Below are 18,979 nucleotides of genomic sequence, written 5' to 3' on the forward strand. Positions count from 1 at the left end.
ACTTCGAGGTTGTTTGAAGAATGCCCCCGGCGGACCCGGCCGTTCTAGGGTGTCCGCTGGTATGCATGTGCACAAATGTCGCGGGATGTGAATTTGGTGGCCATTCGGTGGCAAAAGGCAGCACGACGGCGGATGGCGGGCCTCGTCGCGCTCGCGCTCGTCGCCGTGCTCACGGGCATCGGATTCTTCCTGGGCACGGGGGTGTCCAGCGCCCGGCCCAAACTCGCCGACATCGGCGCCTGGCTCGCGAGCGCGCTCAACGGTGAGGTCGTCCACGCCAACGGCCTGTCCGGCCAGGTCGACGGCCGGGTGGACCTGGCCGCCGCGAAGGGCGACGAGCTCAAGGTGGTCCAGGACGGCAACAGCGTGCTCGTCGTCGACGAGTCGACCGGCCAGGTCAGCCGCATCGACCCGACCCAGCTCGAGGTCGCCCAGAGCAAGAGCCTGGGCGCCGGGGGCATGCAGCTCGTGATGGGCGCGGGCAAGGCGTACGCGATCGACCCACGGGCGGGCACCGTCCAGCAGGTGAACCCGCTGACCGTGGACACGATCGGCGCCGCGATCACGCTCAAGGCCCCGCTCGGCCAGGCGGGCATCGACAAGAACGGGACCCTCTGGGTGCCCGTTCCGGAAGCAGGCACGCTCGCCCAGATCAACGGCGCGCAGCAGGGCAAGGCCGTGACCGTGGGCGAGCCCGGCGACCCGCTCACGCTGACCATGGCCGACGGGGTGCCGCTGGTCACCAACTCCGCCGCCGCCTCGGCGATGGTCATCGGCCCGACGGGCACCCGGCTCACGGTGAGCCTGCCCAGCACGGTGACCGAGGCCGGGCGCGGCGGCATGCTGATGCCCGCCGTCGCGGAGGCCACGATCGTCCCGATGCTCGCGCCCAAGCAGGGCGCGCTGGTGCTCGTGGACACCGCGAGCGGCGCGCTCAGCACCGTCTCGGTGAAGGGCGGCAAGCTCGGGCCACCGCAGGCGCTCGGCCGCCGCGTGTACATCGCCGACGAGAGCACCGGACGGCTCATCGTGTACGACACGGTGGCCAAGAGGTTCGATCCCGAGAAGGTGGTCACGGGCAAGGCGGGGCCGCTGGAGGTGTTCGTCAAGGATGGGCTGCTCTGGGTCAACGACCAGTTCAGCGAGACGGCGCTGGTCATCGAGCAGGACGGCAGGGCGCATCGGGTCGGCAAGTACGACGAGGCGCTCGGCCAGAAGGACACCCCTACTCCGCTGCCCGTACCGACCGGCTCGCCCACCCTGGTGCCCCCGACGACCGTCCCGACCCGGCAGAGCAACCAGCAGCCCACGTCGAGGCCCACGGTGACGGTCACCCGAACACCGACGCCCACCGAGACGAAGCGCTCGGAGACCCCCAGCCCGCCTCCCACCGCCACGCCCACCCCCACCCCCACCCCGACCCCGACCCCGACTCCCACGCCGACCCCGACGCAGACCCCCGGCCCGCCGGGCACGGTCACCGCCAACTCGGGGCCCGGTTGGATGGAGATCGTCTTCACCCCGTCGAGCCAGGGCAAGGCCACCGGCTACACACTGAAGGGCGCCCCGGGCAGCGCGAACGTGACCCCGGATCGGGTCAGGTCCGACGGCCCCTTCCAGTTCCGGGTGACCGGGGGCCGGTGCGACCAGGAGTACACCTTCCGGGTCGCGGCCCAGTACGACGGCGGCGAGTCCGTCTCCGAACCCACCATCCCCGTGCGGCCCTGCGTCGCACCCGGCAGACCGGCGAGCTTCGAGGCCAAGGGCAAGAACCACGGCGCCGACCTCACCTGGTCGGCCCCCGACAACGCCAAGGACGGCGGCGTCAGTTACGTCCTCGAAGGCCCCGGCCAGCACCCCGGCACGCTCGACGGCACCGGCGCCGAGGTAACCGGGCTGAAGAACGGCCAGGACTACACCTGGACGCTGCGCGCCAAGAACGACGCCGGCGAGGGCCAGGAGCGCGCCGAGGCCAAGGCCGGGCTGCAGCCGCCGTCGGCGCAGTTCCGCAACGCGCACAACGACAATCGGAACACCCTCATCCGACCAGGGCCGTCGGCTTCCGGCGAGTCGGGCAAGATCCCCGTGCACGAGTACATCACCATGACCGTGATCTGCCAGACCAAGGGCGCGGGCTACACCGACACCGACACGGGCCTGAGCAGCGACGTCTGGAACAAGGTGGAGTCCAGCGCGGGCAGCGGCTGGCTCAATGACGTGCTGATGGACACCCCAAAGGGGGGATTCCCCGCCGCCCCCCTCTGGGAGTGCGAATGATCACCAGAGCGGGCTGGGGCACCCTGGCCGCCTCCGTGCTGCTGTACGCCGTGGCGGCGCCGCTCGGCTACCAGCAGGCGGGCGCGCTGTCGGCCGGCGGGATCGCCGCCGTCGGCGCCAGTCTGCTGTGGACGCTGCGACGGCCACGGCTGGAGGTACGCCGCGAGGTCACGCCCGTCAAGGTCGCCAGGGGCGAGGCCGCCATCGCCCTGCTGCGCGTCACGAACAGGGGCCGCTGGCGGCGCAACGGCCTCGAGGCCCACGACACCTGCCGGGACACCGCGATCGTGGTCGACGTACCGCCGCTGGCCAGGAACTCGACCGGCACCGTGTCGTACCGGCTGCCCACCCGCAGACGCGGCGAGACGCCCGTGGGCCCGCTGCGGCTCGACCGGGCCGACCCGTTCGGCCTGGCCCGGCGCACGACCTCGTACGGCCAGGCCGACCTGCTGCTGGTCAGGCCGCGCACGGTGCCGCTGGAGCCGCTGAACTCCGGTCGGCAACGCCACCTCGACGGCTCCGCCTCCCGGTCGCCGAGCGGCACGATCACCTTCAACGGGGTCCGCGACTATGTGATCGGCGACGACCTGCGGCACATCCACTGGCGGTCCACGGCGCGCACCGGGACCCTCATGGTGAAAGAGTTGGAGGACGTCAGCCTGCCGTACACGACCACGATCCTCGACACGCGCGCCGGGGCGTACGCGGGTGACGACGAGTTCGAGCTGGCGGTGGACGCGGCCGCCTCGGTCGCCTGGTCGGCGACCCGCCGCCGCTTCCCCGTACGCCTGCTGACCGGCGCCGGCGAACTCCTGTCCGCCAAGGGCGGCGCCGAGGAGGCCGAGACGGTGCTCGACCGCCTGGCCCTGGTCGAGCGCGCCGCCGACGCGGAGGCGCCGGTGGACGCGGTGCGCCGCGCGGGCTCCGGCGGGGCACTGGTGCTGGTCACCGGCGCGCGGACGGCGCTGACGGGGGTCGCGTCGGTGCGCCGCCGCTTCGACCAGGTGGTCTGCGTGTGGGTTGGCGCCTCCTCCCCCGACGACGGCCCGCCGGTGGTGCCCGGCGTGACGGTCATCGAAATCGGCGACCTGGCGGAACTGGCGGCGGCATGGCCGCGCTGACCACCCCACCGGGCATACCGCCCACACGATCCGGCGCGCACCCCACCCCGCCAAGCGCACAACCGACCCCACCAGACATGCCACCCACACAACCCGGCGCGCACCCCACCCCGCCGGGCATACCGCCCACACGACCCACGCCGGATGTGCAGTCCGCGTTGGGCCTGCGGTCCGGTTCGCCGGGGGTCCGGACCGCGACGACCGAGGCCGCGCCGCTGTCGCGGGTGCCTGAGTGGCGGCGGGTGGTGTCGGTCGTCGTCGTGGTCCTGCTGGCGGGTACGGCCGGGCTGGCGTTCGACGGGGTGTTCGCCCTGAGCGCGTTGATCCCCGTGGTGGCCGTGGCGGCGGTCGTGCCGGGTGCGGTGGCGTACGCGCTGGCCAGGGTCCTGCCGCTGTGGGCGTCCCTGGCCATGAATCTGCTGGCCTGGCTGACGGCGGTGTCGGCGACCCTGTTCAGGGCGCAGGCCCTGGTCGGGTTCCTGCCGAGCCCGGCCAGTGTGCGGGCCGCGCTGCTCGGCGTGCGCGACTCGTGGAAGGCGCTGGTCACGACCATTCTGCCGGCCGAGGGAGACGGCAGGACGATCGTGCTGGCGCACTTCCTGGTGTGGGCGGCGGCGGTGGCCGGGGCCGAGCTGGCCCTGCGGACCAGGGCGGTGGTGCTGCCGGTCGCACCGGCCGTACCGGTGCTGGCCGCCGCCGTCGTCCTGGGCGTGGCCGGTCCCGGCTCGCGGCTGCCGTCGGCGGCGATCCTCGTCGGGCTTGCGCTCGTGCTAGCACTGGTCCGGGCGGCCCGGTCGGTCAGGACGATCGTGGCGGGGTTGCCACTGCTGGCCTGCCTCGTGCTGGTCGCCGTCGCGGCCGGGACGGTGCTGCCGTTCGCCGCCAAGCCGTACGACGTGCGGCAGTTGGTGACCCAGCCACCACCGCGCCCGCTCGCCGGGGTGAGCCCGCTCGACCAGGTGTCGGCCTGGCTCCAGAACCCCTACCGCCAGCTCTTCACCGTCAGATCCACAGCCGAGGCGAACTGGCGGCTGGCCGTACTGGATCGCTTCGACGGCGTCACGTGGACCTCCAGCGCCGGCTACCTGCCAACGGGCGGCCGGGTCCCCGGCGACGGCGACACGGGCGCCCGCGACGTCGTCGAGCAGCAGTTCACGCTACAGAAGCTGGCCGGGCCCTGGCTGCCAGCGGCGGACCGTCCGCAGCAGGTGAGCTTCACCGCACCGATCACGACCGGCCTGATGGCCGACCCCGCGACCGGGATGCTGGCGAGTGCCGCCGCCGCTGCTCGCGAGGGTTCCACGTACCGGGTGATCTCGGGCATCCGCCGCTACTACGCCGCGGAACTACGCGAGGCAGTCCCCGCCCCCGACCAGGCCGCCCTGGCGCTGCCCAACGGCCCCGACGGCCGTACGGCACCACAACGGGCCCGCCTCGCCACCATCGCGCGCAAGGCCACGGCCGGTGCCACCAGCCCCATGCAGCAGGCCGTACGACTGGCCGCCTACCTCCGCAAGCACGCCGACTACGACGTCAACTCCCCGCCGGGGCACAGCTACCGCAGTATCCAGTTCTTCCTCACCGAGGCGAAGAAGGGCACGACCGAGCAGTTCGCGGCGTCGTACGCGCTGCTCGCCCGCTCACTCGGCCTGCCCAGCCGGGTGGTCGTCGGCTTCGGCCCCGGCAAGTCGCAGGGCGGCGGCGTACGGCAGGTGCTGGCGGGCGACGTGCTCGCCTGGGCGGAGGTGGAGTTCAAGGGGATCGGCTGGGTGCCCTTCTACCCGACCCCGGCGCGCAGCCACGCGGGCGAGAGCGGCGACGTCGCCGAGGGCGTGTCCAAGCAGCGCCAGGCGGTCGAACAGGAGATCAGCAGCGAGAACTCGAAACCCGCCCCGACACCGAAGCCCCACCAACCCACGCAAAAGCCGTCCGCCCACAAGGACGGGCACGACACGGAGATCGCCTGGCTGCCGATCGCGGGCGCACTGCTCGGGGGCCTGCTGGGCGGCTACCTGCTGGCGGTGACCGTACTGCCGCCCCTGCGCCGCCGACGCCGCCGGGCGGGCGATCCGCAGGCGCGGGTGGCCGGCGCGTGGCGACAGACAGTGATACGGCTGCGCACCGCCGGGATTCCCGCCTCGTCGGGCGTCCTGACGGCCCGGGAGGTGGCCACACTGGGAGTGACGGCACTGGGCCCCCACGCTAACGACCCGCTGACGGAACTGGCGAACCTGGCGAACCTCACCCGATTCGGCGACGCCCCCGTGGACCAGGCGGTGGCGGACACGGCGTGGCGGCACTACGCGGACGTCGACGTGCTGGTCAGACAGAAGGTCGCGATACCACGCCGCCTCGCGCACCGCCTGGCGCCCGGCTCCCTGCTCCGCTGAGCTGCCCCCGCCTCCATGTCCTTCCCGATCCCGACACTCACGGCTTCACTGACCGAACGAAGCAGGTCGTTCCTACAAGCACAGCACCCGTGCGGCACATACAACTGGAAAGTGCCGATGCGCGCCCTGCCGTGCGGCGTTCTCGGCCTACCGAGCCGATTGTCACTCAGTTATTCACCCAGCATCTGACCCGTGGGCTGGGGCTGCTGCCAGACGTCACGGCCGTTGCTCTGATTAGGCGAGCGCGACGGCCCGCTCAACCACCTACCCAGGTCGGGGCCCGCGTCGGGCAAGACCAGGGGACCACGGGGCAGAACGGCGGGCAAGGCAGGTTCTACCCCATCGCCGGGCCAGCGTACGGCCCCCTGGCCATGCCCGACCCCACCCGGGCAGGAACCGAGCAAAGCCCGCTCCACCGCCCTTGGCGGCCTGGCGGCCGTCCGCAGCGGTCAGATGGTGAAAAGGCGGAGCTTGACGCCGATGGAGTCGGTGAGGTGGGTCAGGTCGTCGGGGTCGCTGGTGACCACGGCGGCTTGGTGCTGAACGGCAGTGGCGACGACGATCGCGTCGACCACGTCGGAGGTACCCGAGGCACCGCAGGCGACGCCGGCGGCACGGCCGGTGCGCTGGTCGTCGGCGAGGAGGTCGCAGCCTTTGAGCACGCGCGAGATCTGATGCTGCGGTCCGCCTCTCCACGCTTGGGCCAGTACGACCACCGGCACGATGGGGCGGATGTGCGCGGTGATCAGCTCGTCGTGCAGGGCGAGGAAGTCCGGATTGCGACGCTCGGCGGCCAACAGCGCACCGGTGTCATAGACGATCGTGCGCACTACCCGACCGCTCGCCATGGCTCGTCGTCCAGCAAGCCGGCCTCCATGAGAAACTGACGGGCCCGCTGCCTAGACTCCTCGGGCAGCTTGCCGTGCTCGCTCTCATACTCCGCCACAAGCTCACGCGCAGCGGCACGACCCTGGGCATGCAGGACAGCGACCTGAGCCTTCTCCACAGCGGCTTCGGCCAGCCAGGCGGACACCGGCTTGCCTTCTTCGGCTGCCGCCGCCTTGATCGTCTCTTCGACCTCAGGCGGGACCGAGATCGACAGCTTCCGTGCAGTCATGCATCCACCGTAGCGCACGGTAGGAAGGCGGTCCTACCGTTTTCGCGCGGAGGTTTCATCGGGCGCCTGTGCGGCTGATAGATCTAGACCTCCGACGGCGATACTGACGGCAACAGGGGTGGACAACAGGGCACTCCCACGGACTTCAGCGGACCGGTAGATTGCCGCCGACCTGCGAAAAGAAGGCGGACGCTGCGGGAATCGCCCGGGCTGTTGGGATCGTTGTGACCTATGTGCTCGCCTGGCGACGGGCGCCGTCCCCAGTGATCCTCTGTTCGGCTGCCGTCGTCACTAGAATGCGACGCCTTGCTAACATCCCTTGGATCAACCGCTGTGCCTGGAGTACGCATGACCGACCGTCTCACCACCGCGATGATCAGCGACGCGGCCGAACGGTTGCGGCCGGTGGTGCGTCGCACCGCGCTGGAGCCGAACCAGCGACTGTCTGACCTGCTCGGCGGGCAGGTGCTGCTCAAGCGCGAAGACGCGCAGGTCTGTCGCTCCTACAAGGTGCGCGGGGCGTTCAACTTGATCGCCTCGCTCACGGAGGAGGAGCGGCTGCGCGGTGTGGTCTGCGCGAGCGCGGGCAACCACGGGCAGGGAGTAGCGTTCGCCTGCGCGCGTCTCGGGATCAGCGGGCGCGTGTACGTCCCGTCCACCACGCCACGGCAGAAGCGCGCGCGCATCGCGGCACTCGGCGGCGACCGGGTGGAGGTCGTGGTCGTCGGCGGTACGTACGACGAGGCGAGCACCGCCGCGCATGCCGACAGCGAGCACACCGGCGCGATCTACGTGCATCCGTTCGACGACGTCAGGACGATGGCCGGGCAGGGCACGGTCGGCCTGGAGATCCTTGCGCAGTCCGGGGAGGCACCGCACACCGTGGTCGTACCGGTAGGTGGAGGCGGTCTGATCAGCGGAATCGCCGTCTGGCTCCGCGAGCACTCACCCAGCACCCGCATCGTCGGCGCCGAGCCCGCCGGAGCGGCCAGCATGCGCGCCGCCCTCGACCACGGCGGGCCCCTCGCCCTGCCCGAGTTGGACTCCTTCGTGGACGGCGCCGCTGTCGGGAGGGTGGGAGACGCCACGTTCCCCCTAGTCAAGGACTTGGTCGACGAGGTCGTCGCGGTCGATGAAGGTGCCGTGTGCACCGAGATGCTGGATCTCTACCAGACCGATGGCATCATCGCCGAGCCCGCCGGAGCTCTCGCGGGAGCAGCGGCCCGTGAGCTGGTGCCGTACTCCTCCTCCGCAGGGCCGCTGGTGTGCGTGGTGTCGGGCGGCAACAACGACGTCAGCCGGTACGGCGAGGTGCTGGAACGCTCTCTCGTGCACATCGGGCTGCGGCACTACTTCCTGGTGACCTTCCCGCAGCGCCCCGGCGCCCTGCGGCACTTCCTGGACGAGGTACTGGGTGAGGGCGAGGACATCATCGCCTTCGAGTACGTCAAGAAGAACAACCGCGACACCGGCCCGGCGCTCGTCGGCATCGAACTTGAGCGGGCGAGTGATCTCGACAGTCTCCTGTTCCGCATGAAGGCCAGTCCGCTCACGGTGGAGCGCGTCCCGCCTGGCTCACCGCTGTTCACCTTCCTGCTCTAACCTCTTGGCGGTCAGGCGGATGGTGACGTGCGGGCGGCCTGGCGGCCGTCACAGCGGTCAGATGGTGAAGAGGCGGAGCTTGACGCCGATGGAGTCGGTGAGGTGGGTCAGGTCGTCGGGGTCGCTGGTGACCATGGCGGCTTGGTGCTGAGCGGCAGTGGCGACGACGATCGCGTCGACCACGTCGGAGGTACCCGAGGCACCGCAGGCGACGCCGGCGGCACGACCGGTGCGCTGGTCGTCGGCGAGGAGATCGCAGCCCTCGAGCACGCGCGAGATCTGGTGCTGCGGTCCGCCTCTCCAGGCTTGGGCCAGTACGACTACCGGCACGATGGGGCGGATGTGCGCGGTGATCAGCTCGTCGTGCAGGGCGAGAAAGTCCAGATCGAGGCGCTCGGCGGCCAACAGCGTGCCGGTGTCATAGACGATCGTGCGCACTACCCGACCGCTCGCCATGGCTCGTCGTCCAGCAAGCCTGCCTCAATGAGGAATTGACGGGCGCGCTGCCTCGATTCCTCGGGCAGCTTGCCGTGCTCGCTCTCATACTCCGCCACAAGCTCACGCGCAGCGGCACGACCCTGGGCATGCAGGACAGCGACCTGAGCCTTCTCCACAGCGGCTTTCGGCAAGCCAGGCCGACACCGGCTGGCCTTCTTCGGCTGCCGCCGCGTTGATCATCTCTTCCGCCTCGGGCGGTACCGAGATCGACAGCTTTCGTGCGGTCATGCATCCACCGTAAGCGCGCGGTAGGAAGGCATTCCTACCGTTTCGCAGCGAACACGCGGAACTGGCCCTACACCGATGCGCAGCATGTGCAAGCCCATCCGGACATCGCCTACGCCGTCCACGACGCATCACCTTCTGTCACGGCCGACTGCACGTCCTGCAGCCGCATCAACAGCTCACGGGCGAGCACGTGATGCATGTCGTAGTCCTCGAATCTGAGGACGGCGTTGCGCTCGACCGGAACCAACGGCGGCATGAAAGGAACAAACACATCTGCCCGCACCCCGTACGGCGAGCAGTCGCCCACGGTAAAGACAGCCGCGTTGCGCCGCAGGTGCGAACACTGGGAGATCGCTTCCGGGATGCAGGCCGGGCATGTCGGCGGCGCATTGGTGAAGCCGTCGCCATCACCGCCACAACCGGAGGACAGCAGCCACCAAATCCGCCCCGTGGCCCGATCCACAGCAGAACGGGCGCACACCTGGCACAGCCGCTTCTCCATGGCACGCCACTGCCTCAGCGTGTTGACCGTCCTGAAGTCAGGCCGCCCAGCACGGCTCTGGCCCTGCCGCAGCCGAAGCACACCATCGCGGAAGTCGTCGCGGTGCGGCACGACGTAGCCCAGCCGCAGCCCACCACGGTGCGGCACCCACGTCAGTGGAGGGTTCTGCGTCTCGCCTGTCCACCCGATCACGTACGGGTAGCGGAACGCCGTCTGGCCGACCTTGGCTCTGGTCATGCGGCTTCTCCCGCGTTCTGCGCGACCAGCAGAGCAACGCGGCCCGGCTCCGACGCCGCTACGACCTCCACCCGGTCGGCCCGCAGCTCGTAGTCAGGCCCCCCACGCGCCAGCTCGACCATGTACGCGCCCGAACGAACCCCGATGGTCACCGTGGCGACCCGCCAACCCGCATCCGCGTAGATGACGAGCTGAGGCGGATACCGAAGCTTTTCGACGAACGGGCCAGGATGCGCACCGCACTCGATCACAAGCCGCTTGATCAGCTGCGCGTTCACGCCTTCGCCCGTCAAGTGCTCAAGGACCCGGTCGAGGGCATCGTTCTGAGCTGCCGCCTCCTCCTCCCGGATCGGCTCCCCCAACAGGTCTTCGGCTGATGCGGTTGTGTGAGTGACTGCCATGTCTTGACCGTAGGGACGGGCTACAGAAGCACTCAAGGAGTGTGCTCGAACTTGCTCGTAATCAAGCAAGCTCAGCGATGGCGACGGCGATGAGCTGTCGGGCCGCCTTCCCATACACCGCCATTTCAGACAAGTGATCGAAACCCTTGATGTACTGTTCGATCTCTGACTGTTGGCTGACGTTGATCTCCGCAGCAAGCAGTTCGACCTGCACCAACGCGTCATCGAAGACGTTGAATGCTTCGACTGGCCACATACGGCGTTCGACGCTCTGGGGGATGATCCCCAGGGATACGGACGGAAGCGACATGATCGCTAGCAGGTGTCCAAGTTGCCCGGCCATCACCTCTGCGTCGCCGATACGGCTGCGCAGCACCCATTCCTCAACCAGCACTGCAAAGCGATGGTCCCCTTCATGCAGGAATCGCGCTCGTGCCACCCGTGCCGTCACCGCTTCCGCGATGTCGTTGGGGGCATCACGAAATGCGGCGATCGATGACAACAGGGCCTCGGCGTAGGCGGCGGTCTGGAACAGGCCAGGAACGACGTTGGAACAGTAGACGCGGAAATGCCTGACCTGTTCGTACATCTTGATCTTAGAGAGCTGGAGCTGCCGCAGGCCCGTGCTTTGGAGCCGCTTCCACTCGACATACATCAGGTCCGCCGCGCGGGCGGCGGCGATCAGTTCAGCAACTTGATCCTCGGCGCGACAAGCAGCGCACCATGCGCGAATGTCTGTCTCGGATGGAAACGTTCGACCATGCTCGATCTTTGATGCCTTGGACTCATGCCACCCCGCCGCCTGGGCGACAGCACGGGCCGTCATCCCGGCGTCGAGCCGGATCTCTCGTAGGCGCTGAGCTATGCCTTGACGTGCCTGCTGTGCACTTGAAGATGGCGAGGTGCGCATGTGTGCTGATTCAGACGAGCCTGTATTCCGCGTGGTCAGTAGCGCGCTCCCAGACCGCCTCAAAGGCGGTCAGGCAGCGCTTGATCGTGTCTGGATTCCGGACCAGTTCATCACCCAGATAGCGGCCATCCCCGGCGAAGAACCCGAAGCGAATCAGGTGGTCATCGAACACCCACAGATCGTTTCCGGGTAGCAGTAGGTCGGACGCTTGCCGTCGAGGGAGCCACCTGACCTGTTCTCCCGCCTTGATGTTCATTGAGTCGGTGACTGAGTGCTCGAAACGGATGTAGTCGGTGACCGGCTCGGACACGATGCGGGCACGGCGCACCGTGACGTCTCTTTCCCTCGTGCTTCCTATGAGTTGGTGCCAGTCACGCTCTCGCTCCGTACGGTCGTACGGTGGTCCTCCCTGCCAGGCGATGAACGACGGGTCGTCGGGTACGTAGGCATCCCGCATCTCCAGGTGAACCGCTGAACGCTGAGCGCTCGCCAGCATCTCCTCAAAGGTCATGAGGGCTTCCACTGCACGCCTCCATCAGCAGATTGGCCATGCGTCGTGGGACGCGGACGACCTTCTCATTGTCGGGGATGGGGCTACGGGCGGCGACTTGGGCAAGATCTTCCGGATTGGTCAGTTCCCACCCTTGGATGACGATGCTGCCGTCCGTCTCGTCCACCCATACGGATGGGCAGTTGTTCCCGTCCGTATTCGGATCGATGCCAATGAACCGTAGCGCCATGGTGCCCTCCGCTACTCCGAGTGTGCTCGAACTTGCACTCATGAGCCTGAACGTCGAGGCGAACACCGTCAAGGGAGTGCCAGCAAAGTAGCCCTTGGCCGTGTCAGTACAACGTCAGCACCGGTGCTGACAACACCCGCGATCAAGCCGGAACAACAGGAAGCCCCAGACCCACGATCTAGACCGCGAGCTGGAGCTTTGTCTTGTGTTTGACCAGGTCAGACCTGGTGCGCTGAGGAGGCTGAAGGTAGTAGGTGTTGGCGTAGCTCTGGTCCGTCCCCGGCTCAAACCGCGCCAGGCGAAGAGCCCGCCGAGCAACTCGGGGTCGGTGGGGATGGGCCGGGGTCCGAACAGGACCCCGGCGACCAGGTGTAACTGCGCGGGTCGACATCCCATCAAGCCGCGTCGAGGGCTTCGGTGATTTTGCGCGCCATGTCGGTCAGGGTGGGGCTGGGCTGGCCCTGGTGGGTGTGGGCGGCGGCTTCGATGGCGACGGTGACGGTGCTGCGGAAGTTGTCGGCCTCGGCCGGGTCCTGCTGCTTGAGCAGGCTGATGGCTGCGGTCAGGGCGGGCAGGACCTGGTCGGCGAGTTCGGCTACGGTCTTGCCGTACTTCACGCCCTTGGGCGCCTTGGTGAGCACGTGCCCGACCAGGCCGGTCGCGGAGGTCAGGGCGATGGAGCCGTGGGTGGCGACCTTGTGGGCCGAGCCGGCGGCACCGGCGGCGGACATCAGTGAGACGGCGCCCCACGCGGCGGTGCGCAGGGTGAGCTTGTCCTGGTCGGTAAGGGTGACGGACATGGTGGCGTGCTCCTTCGAAGCTGACATTAAAGTGGACGAACGGCTGGTGGAGGGGTATCGAGGTTGCTCAGGTCAGGTCGCCCGGCCTTGGGGCCGCGATCGCTGAACCGTTCATGGGTCAACCATCGTCGACCGCTCTGATACCGGGCCGTTGCCGTCCTGACGCGGCCGCTGACACGACACCGCATCACCGCCTACGACGCGCGTCGCTGCCTTCAGGTCGGGCTCCTGCCATCGCGTGGGTAGTGTCGCGAACGCGAGGGAACGATGGCGTCATGGAGTTGTTCACCGCCGTACCGTCGGCCGAGTGGCAGGACACCAAGGCGACTCTGCACCGGTTCTGCCAGGTAGTGGGCAAGATTCGGCTCGCCTCGGCGGCTCGGCGCAACCACTGGTGGAACGCGCCGTTCCATGTCACCGGGCGAGGGATCACCACCCGTCCGATGGGGCAGGCCGACGGCAACCCGATCTTCACGATCGACTTCGACTTCGTCGGCCACCAGCTGTTGCTCTCCACGGTGGACGGCCGGGCGGTGTCGTTCGCGCTCCCGGGCCAGTCGGTGGCGTCCTTCTACCACCAGACCATGCGGGCACTGGCGGCCCTGGACGTGCGGGTGGACATCCCCGTACCGCGGCCGTTCGACCTGCCCGACTCCGACCGGCCGTTCGCCGACGACACCGAGCACGCGCACTACGATCCGGTCGAGGTCACCCGCTACTGGCAGGTCCTCAGCCAGGTGAACCTCCTGCTGGAGGAGTTCGCCGCGGGCTTCGCGGGCAAGATCAGCCCGGTGCACCACTTCTGGCACACCTTCGACATCGCCTGCACCCGCTTCTCCGACCGCGTGATCGACCAGCCGCCCGGAGCCGACCCGGTGACGCGGGAAGCGTACTCGCGGGAGGTGATCAGCTCGGGCTTCTGGTTCGGCGACGACGCCTTCACGGAGCCGGCCTTCTACTCCTACACCGCTCCCGAGCCGGAAGGGCTGGACAAAGAGCCTCTGAAGCCCGCGGCCGCGCGGTGGATCGAGCAGCGAGGCGGCCATCTGGCCGTACTGCGCCACGCCGACGCCCGGTCCGAGGCCGATCCGCGCGCCGCCGTCCTCGCCTTCTACGACAGTGCCTACCAGGCCGGAGCCCGGCGCGTCGGCTGGGACATCGCCCGGCTCGCCTGCCCCGGCGGGGTCACCGATCCGCAGCTGCGCGCCGGAACGTGACGGACCGCGCAAGTGGGCTGTCCATCACCGTCGGGTACTTCCGCGATGCCGACGCCCCGGCTCGGGTGAGACCGTCGTCAGCACCTGCCGTAGGGCACAGTGCGCCGGGAGAGGTCAGGCGTGGGAGGCGGACTCCGTGCCCTGCTGCTCGCTGAAGTCGATTTCGGGCGGCGGGACGCGGAACAGCCGGGTCAGGTAGGCGAGGTAGACGACGCCGATGGCGAGCCAGACCAAGCCGAGCGTGATGGCGTGCCCGTCCAGCTGGGTGAGCAGCCACAGGTCGATGACGGCCCCGATCGCGGGGGCCACCACGTACGCCACCGGCCCGAGCCTGCGGCCCTCACGGCGCTCGCGCAGGTAGAGGGCGATGACGGCCAGGTTCACGAAGGTGAAAGCGGTGAAGGCGCCGAAGTTGATGAACGAGGTCGAGGTGGCCACGTCCATGCGCACGGCGATCAGCCCGACCAGGCCGGTGAGCAGGATGGAGAAGACCGGGGTGCGGAAGCGCGGGTGGAGGTAGCCGAAGACACGACGGGGGAGCACCGAATCGCGGCCCATGGCGTACAGCAGGCGGGTGGTGCTTGCCTGGGCTGCCAGGCCGGAGGTGAACTGCGCGACCACCAGACCCGCCAGGAAGATCGCGCCGAAGAGGCTGCCCCCGATGGTCTCGGCGATCTGCGCGGCCGCCGCGGAGGAGTCGGCGAACGCGCCGCCGGGGTGGACGAGCTGGGTCACGTAGGAGGTCAGCACGAAGATGCCGCCGCCGATCAGCGCGACGAGCAGGATCGCCCGCGGGATGGTCCGCCTCGGCTCGATCGTCTCCTCGGTCAGCGTGGTGACGGCGTCGAAGCCCAGGAAGGAGTATGCGGCGATGGCGGCGCCCGCGGCGACCGTCGAGAGCGTGGCGCCGGTGCCGGTGAAGGGCGCCAGGTCGAACAGCGAGCCGACGCCCCTGCCGCCGACCAGGTGGCCGACGGACAGCAGCACGAAGAACGCCAGCACCAGGACCTGGAAGAGCATGAGCACCGAGTTGGCCCGGTCGGCCACCTTGATCCCCGCCAGGTTGAGCCCGCTGGTCAGCACGACGAACGCGACGATCCACAGCCATGAGGGCACGCCGGGGAACTGCGCCGACAGGTAGGAGCCGCCGATGAGCCAGATGACCATCGGCAGGAAGAAGTAGTCGAGCAGGACCGCCCAGCCGACCAGGAAGCCCACCCGCGAGTCGACCGTGCGCCGCACGTAGGTGTAGGCCGAGCCCGCGACAGGGAAGGCGGCGGCCATCCGGCCGTAGCTGAGCGCCGTGAACAGCATGGCGACCAGCGCGATCAGGTAGGCGGACGGCGAGGCGCCCCTCGTGGTCTCAGCGACCACGCCGAAGATGCCCAGGACGATCAGCGGCGTCAGGTAAGCCAGCCCGAACAGGACCACGGAGCGCAGGCCCAGCGTGCGCTTCAGGGTGGGTTGCATGTCGATCACTCCTTATCAGGGGGTGGGAAGGTGCCGTCCGGAGTCCATCGGGCGGGGTCGAGGCGCCCCTGGTAGAGGGGGAGCTCCAGGGAGACGTCGCTGTCGGTGAACTGCGACCACATGCGGTTGAGCCCGGCGGTGCCGTACCGCCTGACCCTGCTCACCTCGCTGAGGTCGAGCACGTCGGTGAGGACGGTGTTCGCCTCGCCGGCCTCCGTCCTGACCCGCCCTTCGGGGTCGACCACGAGACTGCGTCCCGTGCCGGTGGGCGCGGCGACGTTGACGGAGGCCACGAAGACCTGATTGACGATCGCGTTCGCCCTGGCGAGCACCAGCTCCTGGGCGCGGTCGGAGGTGGTGGTCAGCACGGGGTTGACGATCACCTCGGCGCCCAGCCAGGCCAGGTGCCTGGCCACCTCGGGGAACCACGCGTCGTAGCAGATGGACAGGCCGATCCTGCCGTGCTCGGGAAGGTCGACCACGACGAATCGGTCGCCCGGACGGTACGGCTCGCGCGGCCGCCACGGAAAGATCTTGCGGTAGGAGGCAGCCAGCTTTCCCTCGGGGGAGAAAACCAGCGCGGTGTTGTAGAGCGCGCCGTCCTCGCCGCGCTCGCAGACGCTGCCGGGCACCAGCCAGACGCCCAGGTCTCCGGCGAGCGCGGCGAGTTCCGCGACTCGCGGTCCGTCCAGCGGTTCGGCGGCGTCGGCCAGCTCGGCGTCCCGCTCGGCAGGCCGTACCCGGCTGCCGGTCAGGTGCAGCTCCGGGTAGACCACGAGCCGGGTGCCGGGGAAGTTGGCCAGCAGGTCCTCCACCTGCTCGGCGAACTGGGACACCGGTGCCCCGGCGGGAACCGGAGTGGCCTGCGCGAGCGCGAGGGGTAGTGGCTGTCGCATTGCTCAACCTGCCTTCTGACCAGCACTTCTATGCCGTGGCGACAAAATAGCTCATATTGAGCTTTTAAAGCAACGTACGGTAGTGCCATGGAGGCCCTTACCGCGCTCAACTCCCAGGCCCTGGAGGGGCTTCGCCGACTCAGCGCGCTCGACACCGTCCGCGCGCGCATCGCGCTGGCCGTCGACCTGCACCTGCTCAAACCGGGCGAGCGCCTGCCGCCGACGGCTGAGGTCGCGCGCGCTCTGGACGTCGGGGAGATCACCGTGCGCCGCGCGCTCATCGCGCTGTGCGAGGAGGGTGTCCTGGTACGGCGCCGCGGCAGGACCGGCGGCACCATGGTCGCCGACGCACCCACTGTCGGGCAGGTGGCCGAGATCGAGGCCTACCGGGCGGCCACCGCCGAGGTCCACCGCCTCATCGACCACCGGCTGATGCTGGAGTGCGGCATCGCCCACCTGGCCGCCACCGCTGTCACAGCCGAACAGCTCGCCGAGCTGAAGACGCTGGTCGAGACCATGGATCAGGCCACCAGCTGGGCCGATTTCCACGCCAACGACGAACGCTTCCACCTGGTGCTGGCCTCATCCATCGGCGTGGACTCCGCGGCCGACCACTACGCTCCCGTCCTGCACCAGCTCTACCGCTACTACCTGCCCTACCCGCTCGACTACCTGCGCGAGTCGAACCGGGAGCACGCGGCCCTGGTGACAGCCCTCGAACGGCAGGACCCTGTCGAGGCCGTCAGGATCGCCCGCGCGCACGTCGACGTCCTGCATCGGACGATGTTCGTCGGCCTGCTGCCGACATCGGACGGGTCAGGGACCTCCGCAACCGGGCCCGGCTCTACGGCCGGCACCCGCTAGTGGCCCGCCACTGAACCTCGACCGGGTAATTGATCTCGGGTGGTGAACCCGGCAGGCTGACTGCCTCGGTAATCGTGGGAGGTGGGATCCATTCGGCGCGTGAGTACGGCTCTTATGAGCAGGCTCCGGGAGCCGCGCCTTATTTCGACTTTCTCGCCCGTACGGCGCCGGCTGGAACTCACTACTGTTCGGCCATGATCTTCGACCTTTCGGTACTCCTGCGAATCGGCCTGGTCATGGCCATTCCCGCGGTGTTCGCATGCACATCTGTGACGGTCGCGGCGCTGTCAGCCCCACAGAATCGCCACGTGCGCATACACCGGCGATATGTGGTCGGAGGTTTGTTCCTGTCGTTCATCGGCGTCGGGATGATGGCATTCGGTGCGTGGTCGGCGCGTGAAGATTCGCGCTACGGCGGCCTCGTCTTGATTGGGCTGCTGCTGGTGATCCTCATAGGCGGAGGTCTGCTCCTTCTCGGTTTCGGCCCGTTCGCCTCGTGGCTGCTGGAAATCCTCGGCCGGTGCACGGAACGGCTGCCGCTGCCCGTTCGCTTGGCGGCCCGCGACCTGGCCGGTCGTCGCGCGACTACGGCTCCCGCGATCATGATGACCGCAATGGCGACGAGCTTCGGCATTGCGCTGACGATCGTCGCGGTCGGCATGACGGCGCAGGACAGGGCTGCCTACTCCCCCAGCGCCCGGCCCGGCACCCTCGTGGTGCGGTCTTTCCCGGCGGAGCAGGCCGGTGCCGTACGTGCGGCGATCCAGCGGGAGTTACCAGGAGTGCCCATCGCCCAAAGTGAGATTCCGCGTCAATACCGATACCTCGGGGTGTATGCCGAGAACGTCGACCTGCCGGATGAGTCCGTCTACTCGACCCAGGTCATCGGTGACGAGACGCTGCTGCGGTATATCACGGGTGACCAGTCGACGCCGTACGACGAGGGCAAGGCCGTGGTGGTCACGACCGCCGACGTGAAGGTCGACTCGGTCGTGATCAACTACAACGTGACCGGGAACGACGGTCCGTTGACGAGCAAGACCATTGCGGCGATCGTCGTCAGAACCGTCGACCCCCACAGGGAGACGATCTTCGTTCCGGCGAAGGTCGTCCGGGACATCGGCTATCAGTTGGAGCCAGACGAGCTGATCGTCGATCCCTCCCTCCATCGAACCTCGGCGAGCGAGCAGGAGCGGCTCGACAGCCGACTGGGCGACGTCGCGAACACCTATGTCGAGCGGGGATTCCAGACTTCGACCGGTTGGCTGGTCGTCGCCGCGGCGGCGCTCCTCATCGTCGTCTGCGGTTCATTGGCCGCCGGGGTCGGCAAGATCACGAGTTCGCGACCGGGTCGTGTGCTGAGGCGGGCCGGTGGCGGATCGGCCGCGTCTTTCCGGTGGTTCGGCGCCTCCCATGCGGGGCTGAGCACGCTGTGCGGAACGGTGTTGGGCGCGGTCGCCGGGTGCCCCATCGGGATGTTGCTGATATGGCCCTTGACGGCGAGGAGCACATGGGAGTCACCACCACGGGTACCCTTCGAAACTCCGTGGCTGACGATCGCGGCCGTGGTCGTCGGGCTGCCCGTCCTCGCCGCCGCCCTCGGCGGGCTCCTCGCGCGTGAGCGAGCCGGCGGCGAGCCGACCGCTGCACCATGATCAGCTACTGGTCCCGGCCCGTTGAGTTCGCGTTCGCGGCGGCCCTGACCAGCC

The 18,979-nt window shown here is 68.9% G+C and carries 18 protein-coding genes; 7 read left to right on the top strand and 11 right to left on the bottom strand.

Features of this window, described 5'->3' with window-relative positions; all coding sequences use genetic code 11:
* Window positions 1-132: 132 nt before the first annotated feature.
* The 3 genes from KLK06_RS31000 (at window position 133) to KLK06_RS31010 (ending at window position 5,788) form a co-directional block, all read left to right on the top strand.
* The gene (locus tag KLK06_RS31000; RefSeq protein ID WP_214639196.1) at window positions 133-2,277 is read left to right on the top strand and encodes a hypothetical protein; all 2,145 of its coding nucleotides are present in this window, start codon (window positions 133-135) and stop codon (window positions 2,275-2,277) included.
* The gene (locus KLK06_RS31005; protein ID WP_214639197.1) at window positions 2,274-3,398 is read left to right on the top strand and encodes a DUF58 domain-containing protein; all 1,125 of its coding nucleotides are present in this window, start codon (window positions 2,274-2,276) and stop codon (window positions 3,396-3,398) included. The genes KLK06_RS31000 and KLK06_RS31005 overlap by 4 nt, the downstream gene beginning before the upstream one ends.
* A gap of 77 nt (window positions 3,399-3,475) precedes the next feature.
* Entirely contained in the window at window positions 3,476-5,788 is a 2,313-nt protein-coding gene (locus KLK06_RS31010) for a transglutaminaseTgpA domain-containing protein (RefSeq protein WP_214639198.1), read from the top strand.
* A gap of 449 nt (window positions 5,789-6,237) precedes the next feature.
* Here KLK06_RS31010 and KLK06_RS31015 read toward each other — a convergent pair whose 3' ends face one another.
* Together KLK06_RS31015 and KLK06_RS31020 are read right to left on the bottom strand one after the other, a co-directional pair.
* Entirely contained in the window at window positions 6,238-6,636 is a 399-nt protein-coding gene (locus tag KLK06_RS31015) for a PIN domain-containing protein (RefSeq protein WP_214639199.1), read from the bottom strand.
* Window positions 6,618-6,905 (bottom strand): DUF1778 domain-containing protein, encoded by a 288-nt coding sequence (locus KLK06_RS31020; protein ID WP_214639200.1) that lies wholly within the window; start codon window positions 6,903-6,905, stop codon window positions 6,618-6,620. The genes KLK06_RS31015 and KLK06_RS31020 overlap by 19 nt, the downstream gene beginning before the upstream one ends.
* 348 nt (window positions 6,906-7,253) lie before the next feature.
* On the opposite strand from KLK06_RS31020, the gene ilvA reads away from it, so the two are divergent.
* Complete coding sequence (gene ilvA / locus KLK06_RS31025; RefSeq protein WP_214639201.1) at window positions 7,254-8,507, top strand: threonine ammonia-lyase IlvA; 1,254 nt, start codon at window positions 7,254-7,256, stop codon at window positions 8,505-8,507.
* Between the two features lie 57 nt (window positions 8,508-8,564).
* Here the strand turns inward: ilvA and KLK06_RS31030 are convergent, their stop codons facing one another.
* The 7 genes from KLK06_RS31030 to KLK06_RS31060 all read right to left on the bottom strand — a co-directional run bounded on the left by KLK06_RS31030 (window position 8,565) and on the right by KLK06_RS31060 (window position 12,823).
* Window positions 8,565-8,963, bottom strand: coding sequence for a hypothetical protein (locus KLK06_RS31030; RefSeq protein WP_214639202.1), 399 nt, complete (start codon window positions 8,961-8,963; stop codon window positions 8,565-8,567).
* A gap of 379 nt (window positions 8,964-9,342) precedes the next feature.
* Window positions 9,343-9,972 carry a hypothetical protein gene (locus KLK06_RS31035; protein ID WP_214639203.1) on the bottom strand — a complete coding sequence of 210 codons (630 nt, stop codon included), beginning with the start codon at window positions 9,970-9,972 and terminating at the stop codon, window positions 9,343-9,345.
* On the bottom strand, window positions 9,969-10,373 hold the full coding sequence (locus KLK06_RS31040) for a hypothetical protein (RefSeq protein WP_214639204.1): 405 nt from the start codon (window positions 10,371-10,373) through the stop codon (window positions 9,969-9,971). Before KLK06_RS31040 ends, KLK06_RS31035 begins: the two co-directional genes overlap by 4 nt.
* Before the next feature lie 61 nt (window positions 10,374-10,434).
* Complete coding sequence (locus KLK06_RS31045; RefSeq protein ID WP_214639205.1) at window positions 10,435-11,283, bottom strand: helix-turn-helix transcriptional regulator; 849 nt, start codon at window positions 11,281-11,283, stop codon at window positions 10,435-10,437.
* A gap of 10 nt (window positions 11,284-11,293) precedes the next feature.
* Window positions 11,294-11,806: a DUF6879 family protein gene (locus KLK06_RS31050; RefSeq protein WP_308168526.1), complete on the bottom strand. Its 513-nt coding sequence runs from the start codon at window positions 11,804-11,806 to the stop codon at window positions 11,294-11,296.
* Window positions 11,784-12,023, bottom strand: coding sequence for a hypothetical protein (locus KLK06_RS31055; protein ID WP_214639206.1), 240 nt, complete (start codon window positions 12,021-12,023; stop codon window positions 11,784-11,786). The genes KLK06_RS31050 and KLK06_RS31055 overlap by 23 nt, the downstream gene beginning before the upstream one ends.
* A 395-nt stretch (window positions 12,024-12,418) precedes the next feature.
* Window positions 12,419-12,823 carry a hypothetical protein gene (locus tag KLK06_RS31060; RefSeq protein WP_214639207.1) on the bottom strand — a complete coding sequence of 135 codons (405 nt, stop codon included), beginning with the start codon at window positions 12,821-12,823 and terminating at the stop codon, window positions 12,419-12,421.
* Between the two features lie 275 nt (window positions 12,824-13,098).
* Between KLK06_RS31060 and KLK06_RS31065 the strand changes: the two genes are divergently transcribed.
* Entirely contained in the window at window positions 13,099-14,040 is a 942-nt protein-coding gene (locus KLK06_RS31065) for a DUF5996 family protein (RefSeq protein ID WP_214639208.1), read from the top strand.
* A 114-nt stretch (window positions 14,041-14,154) separates the two neighbouring features.
* Here the strand turns inward: KLK06_RS31065 and KLK06_RS31070 are convergent, their stop codons facing one another.
* Together KLK06_RS31070 and KLK06_RS31075 are read right to left on the bottom strand one after the other, a co-directional pair.
* Window positions 14,155-15,510 (bottom strand): APC family permease, encoded by a 1,356-nt coding sequence (locus KLK06_RS31070; RefSeq protein WP_250906278.1) that lies wholly within the window; start codon window positions 15,508-15,510, stop codon window positions 14,155-14,157.
* A gap of 5 nt (window positions 15,511-15,515) precedes the next feature.
* Window positions 15,516-16,406, bottom strand: a complete 891-nt coding sequence (locus KLK06_RS31075; RefSeq protein WP_214639210.1) for a carbon-nitrogen hydrolase family protein — start codon at window positions 16,404-16,406, stop codon at window positions 15,516-15,518.
* A gap of 87 nt (window positions 16,407-16,493) precedes the next feature.
* Here KLK06_RS31075 and KLK06_RS31080 point away from each other — a divergent pair, with 87 nt between their 5' ends.
* Both KLK06_RS31080 and KLK06_RS31085 read left to right on the top strand, forming a co-directional pair.
* Window positions 16,494-17,270 (top strand): FadR/GntR family transcriptional regulator, encoded by a 777-nt coding sequence (locus KLK06_RS31080; protein ID WP_214639211.1) that lies wholly within the window; start codon window positions 16,494-16,496, stop codon window positions 17,268-17,270.
* A 194-nt stretch (window positions 17,271-17,464) separates the two neighbouring features.
* Window positions 17,465-18,925, top strand: a complete 1,461-nt coding sequence (locus KLK06_RS31085; RefSeq protein WP_214639212.1) for a hypothetical protein — start codon at window positions 17,465-17,467, stop codon at window positions 18,923-18,925.
* Window positions 18,926-18,979: the final 54 nt, after the last annotated feature.

This window comes from Nonomuraea sp. NEAU-A123, from assembly GCF_018603905.1.
In the GTDB taxonomy this organism is placed as follows: Bacteria; Actinomycetota; Actinomycetes; order Streptosporangiales; family Streptosporangiaceae; genus Nonomuraea.

Excerpts from the sequence above, each read along its gene's own strand:
- KLK06_RS31000 (WP_214639196.1), top strand. The coding sequence starts at position 133 with ATGGCGGGCCTCGTCGCGCTCGCGCTCGTCGCCGTGCTCACGGGCATC.
- KLK06_RS31005 (WP_214639197.1), top strand. The coding sequence starts at position 2,274 with ATGATCACCAGAGCGGGCTGGGGCACCCTGGCCGCCTCCGTGCTGCTG.
- KLK06_RS31010 (WP_214639198.1), top strand. The coding sequence starts at position 3,476 with ATGCCACCCACACAACCCGGCGCGCACCCCACCCCGCCGGGCATACCG.
- KLK06_RS31015 (WP_214639199.1), bottom strand. The coding sequence starts at position 6,636 with ATGGCGAGCGGTCGGGTAGTGCGCACGATCGTCTATGACACCGGTGCG.
- KLK06_RS31020 (WP_214639200.1), bottom strand. The coding sequence starts at position 6,905 with ATGACTGCACGGAAGCTGTCGATCTCGGTCCCGCCTGAGGTCGAAGAG.
- ilvA (WP_214639201.1), top strand. The coding sequence starts at position 7,254 with ATGACCGACCGTCTCACCACCGCGATGATCAGCGACGCGGCCGAACGG.
- KLK06_RS31030 (WP_214639202.1), bottom strand. The coding sequence starts at position 8,963 with ATGGCGAGCGGTCGGGTAGTGCGCACGATCGTCTATGACACCGGCACG.
- KLK06_RS31035 (WP_214639203.1), bottom strand. The coding sequence starts at position 9,972 with ATGACCAGAGCCAAGGTCGGCCAGACGGCGTTCCGCTACCCGTACGTG.
- KLK06_RS31040 (WP_214639204.1), bottom strand. The coding sequence starts at position 10,373 with ATGGCAGTCACTCACACAACCGCATCAGCCGAAGACCTGTTGGGGGAG.
- KLK06_RS31045 (WP_214639205.1), bottom strand. The coding sequence starts at position 11,283 with ATGCGCACCTCGCCATCTTCAAGTGCACAGCAGGCACGTCAAGGCATA.
- KLK06_RS31055 (WP_214639206.1), bottom strand. The coding sequence starts at position 12,023 with ATGGCGCTACGGTTCATTGGCATCGATCCGAATACGGACGGGAACAAC.
- KLK06_RS31060 (WP_214639207.1), bottom strand. The coding sequence starts at position 12,823 with ATGTCCGTCACCCTTACCGACCAGGACAAGCTCACCCTGCGCACCGCC.
- KLK06_RS31065 (WP_214639208.1), top strand. The coding sequence starts at position 13,099 with ATGGAGTTGTTCACCGCCGTACCGTCGGCCGAGTGGCAGGACACCAAG.
- KLK06_RS31070 (WP_250906278.1), bottom strand. The coding sequence starts at position 15,510 with ATGCAACCCACCCTGAAGCGCACGCTGGGCCTGCGCTCCGTGGTCCTG.
- KLK06_RS31075 (WP_214639210.1), bottom strand. The coding sequence starts at position 16,406 with ATGCGACAGCCACTACCCCTCGCGCTCGCGCAGGCCACTCCGGTTCCC.
- KLK06_RS31080 (WP_214639211.1), top strand. The coding sequence starts at position 16,494 with ATGGAGGCCCTTACCGCGCTCAACTCCCAGGCCCTGGAGGGGCTTCGC.
- KLK06_RS31085 (WP_214639212.1), top strand. The coding sequence starts at position 17,465 with ATGATCTTCGACCTTTCGGTACTCCTGCGAATCGGCCTGGTCATGGCC.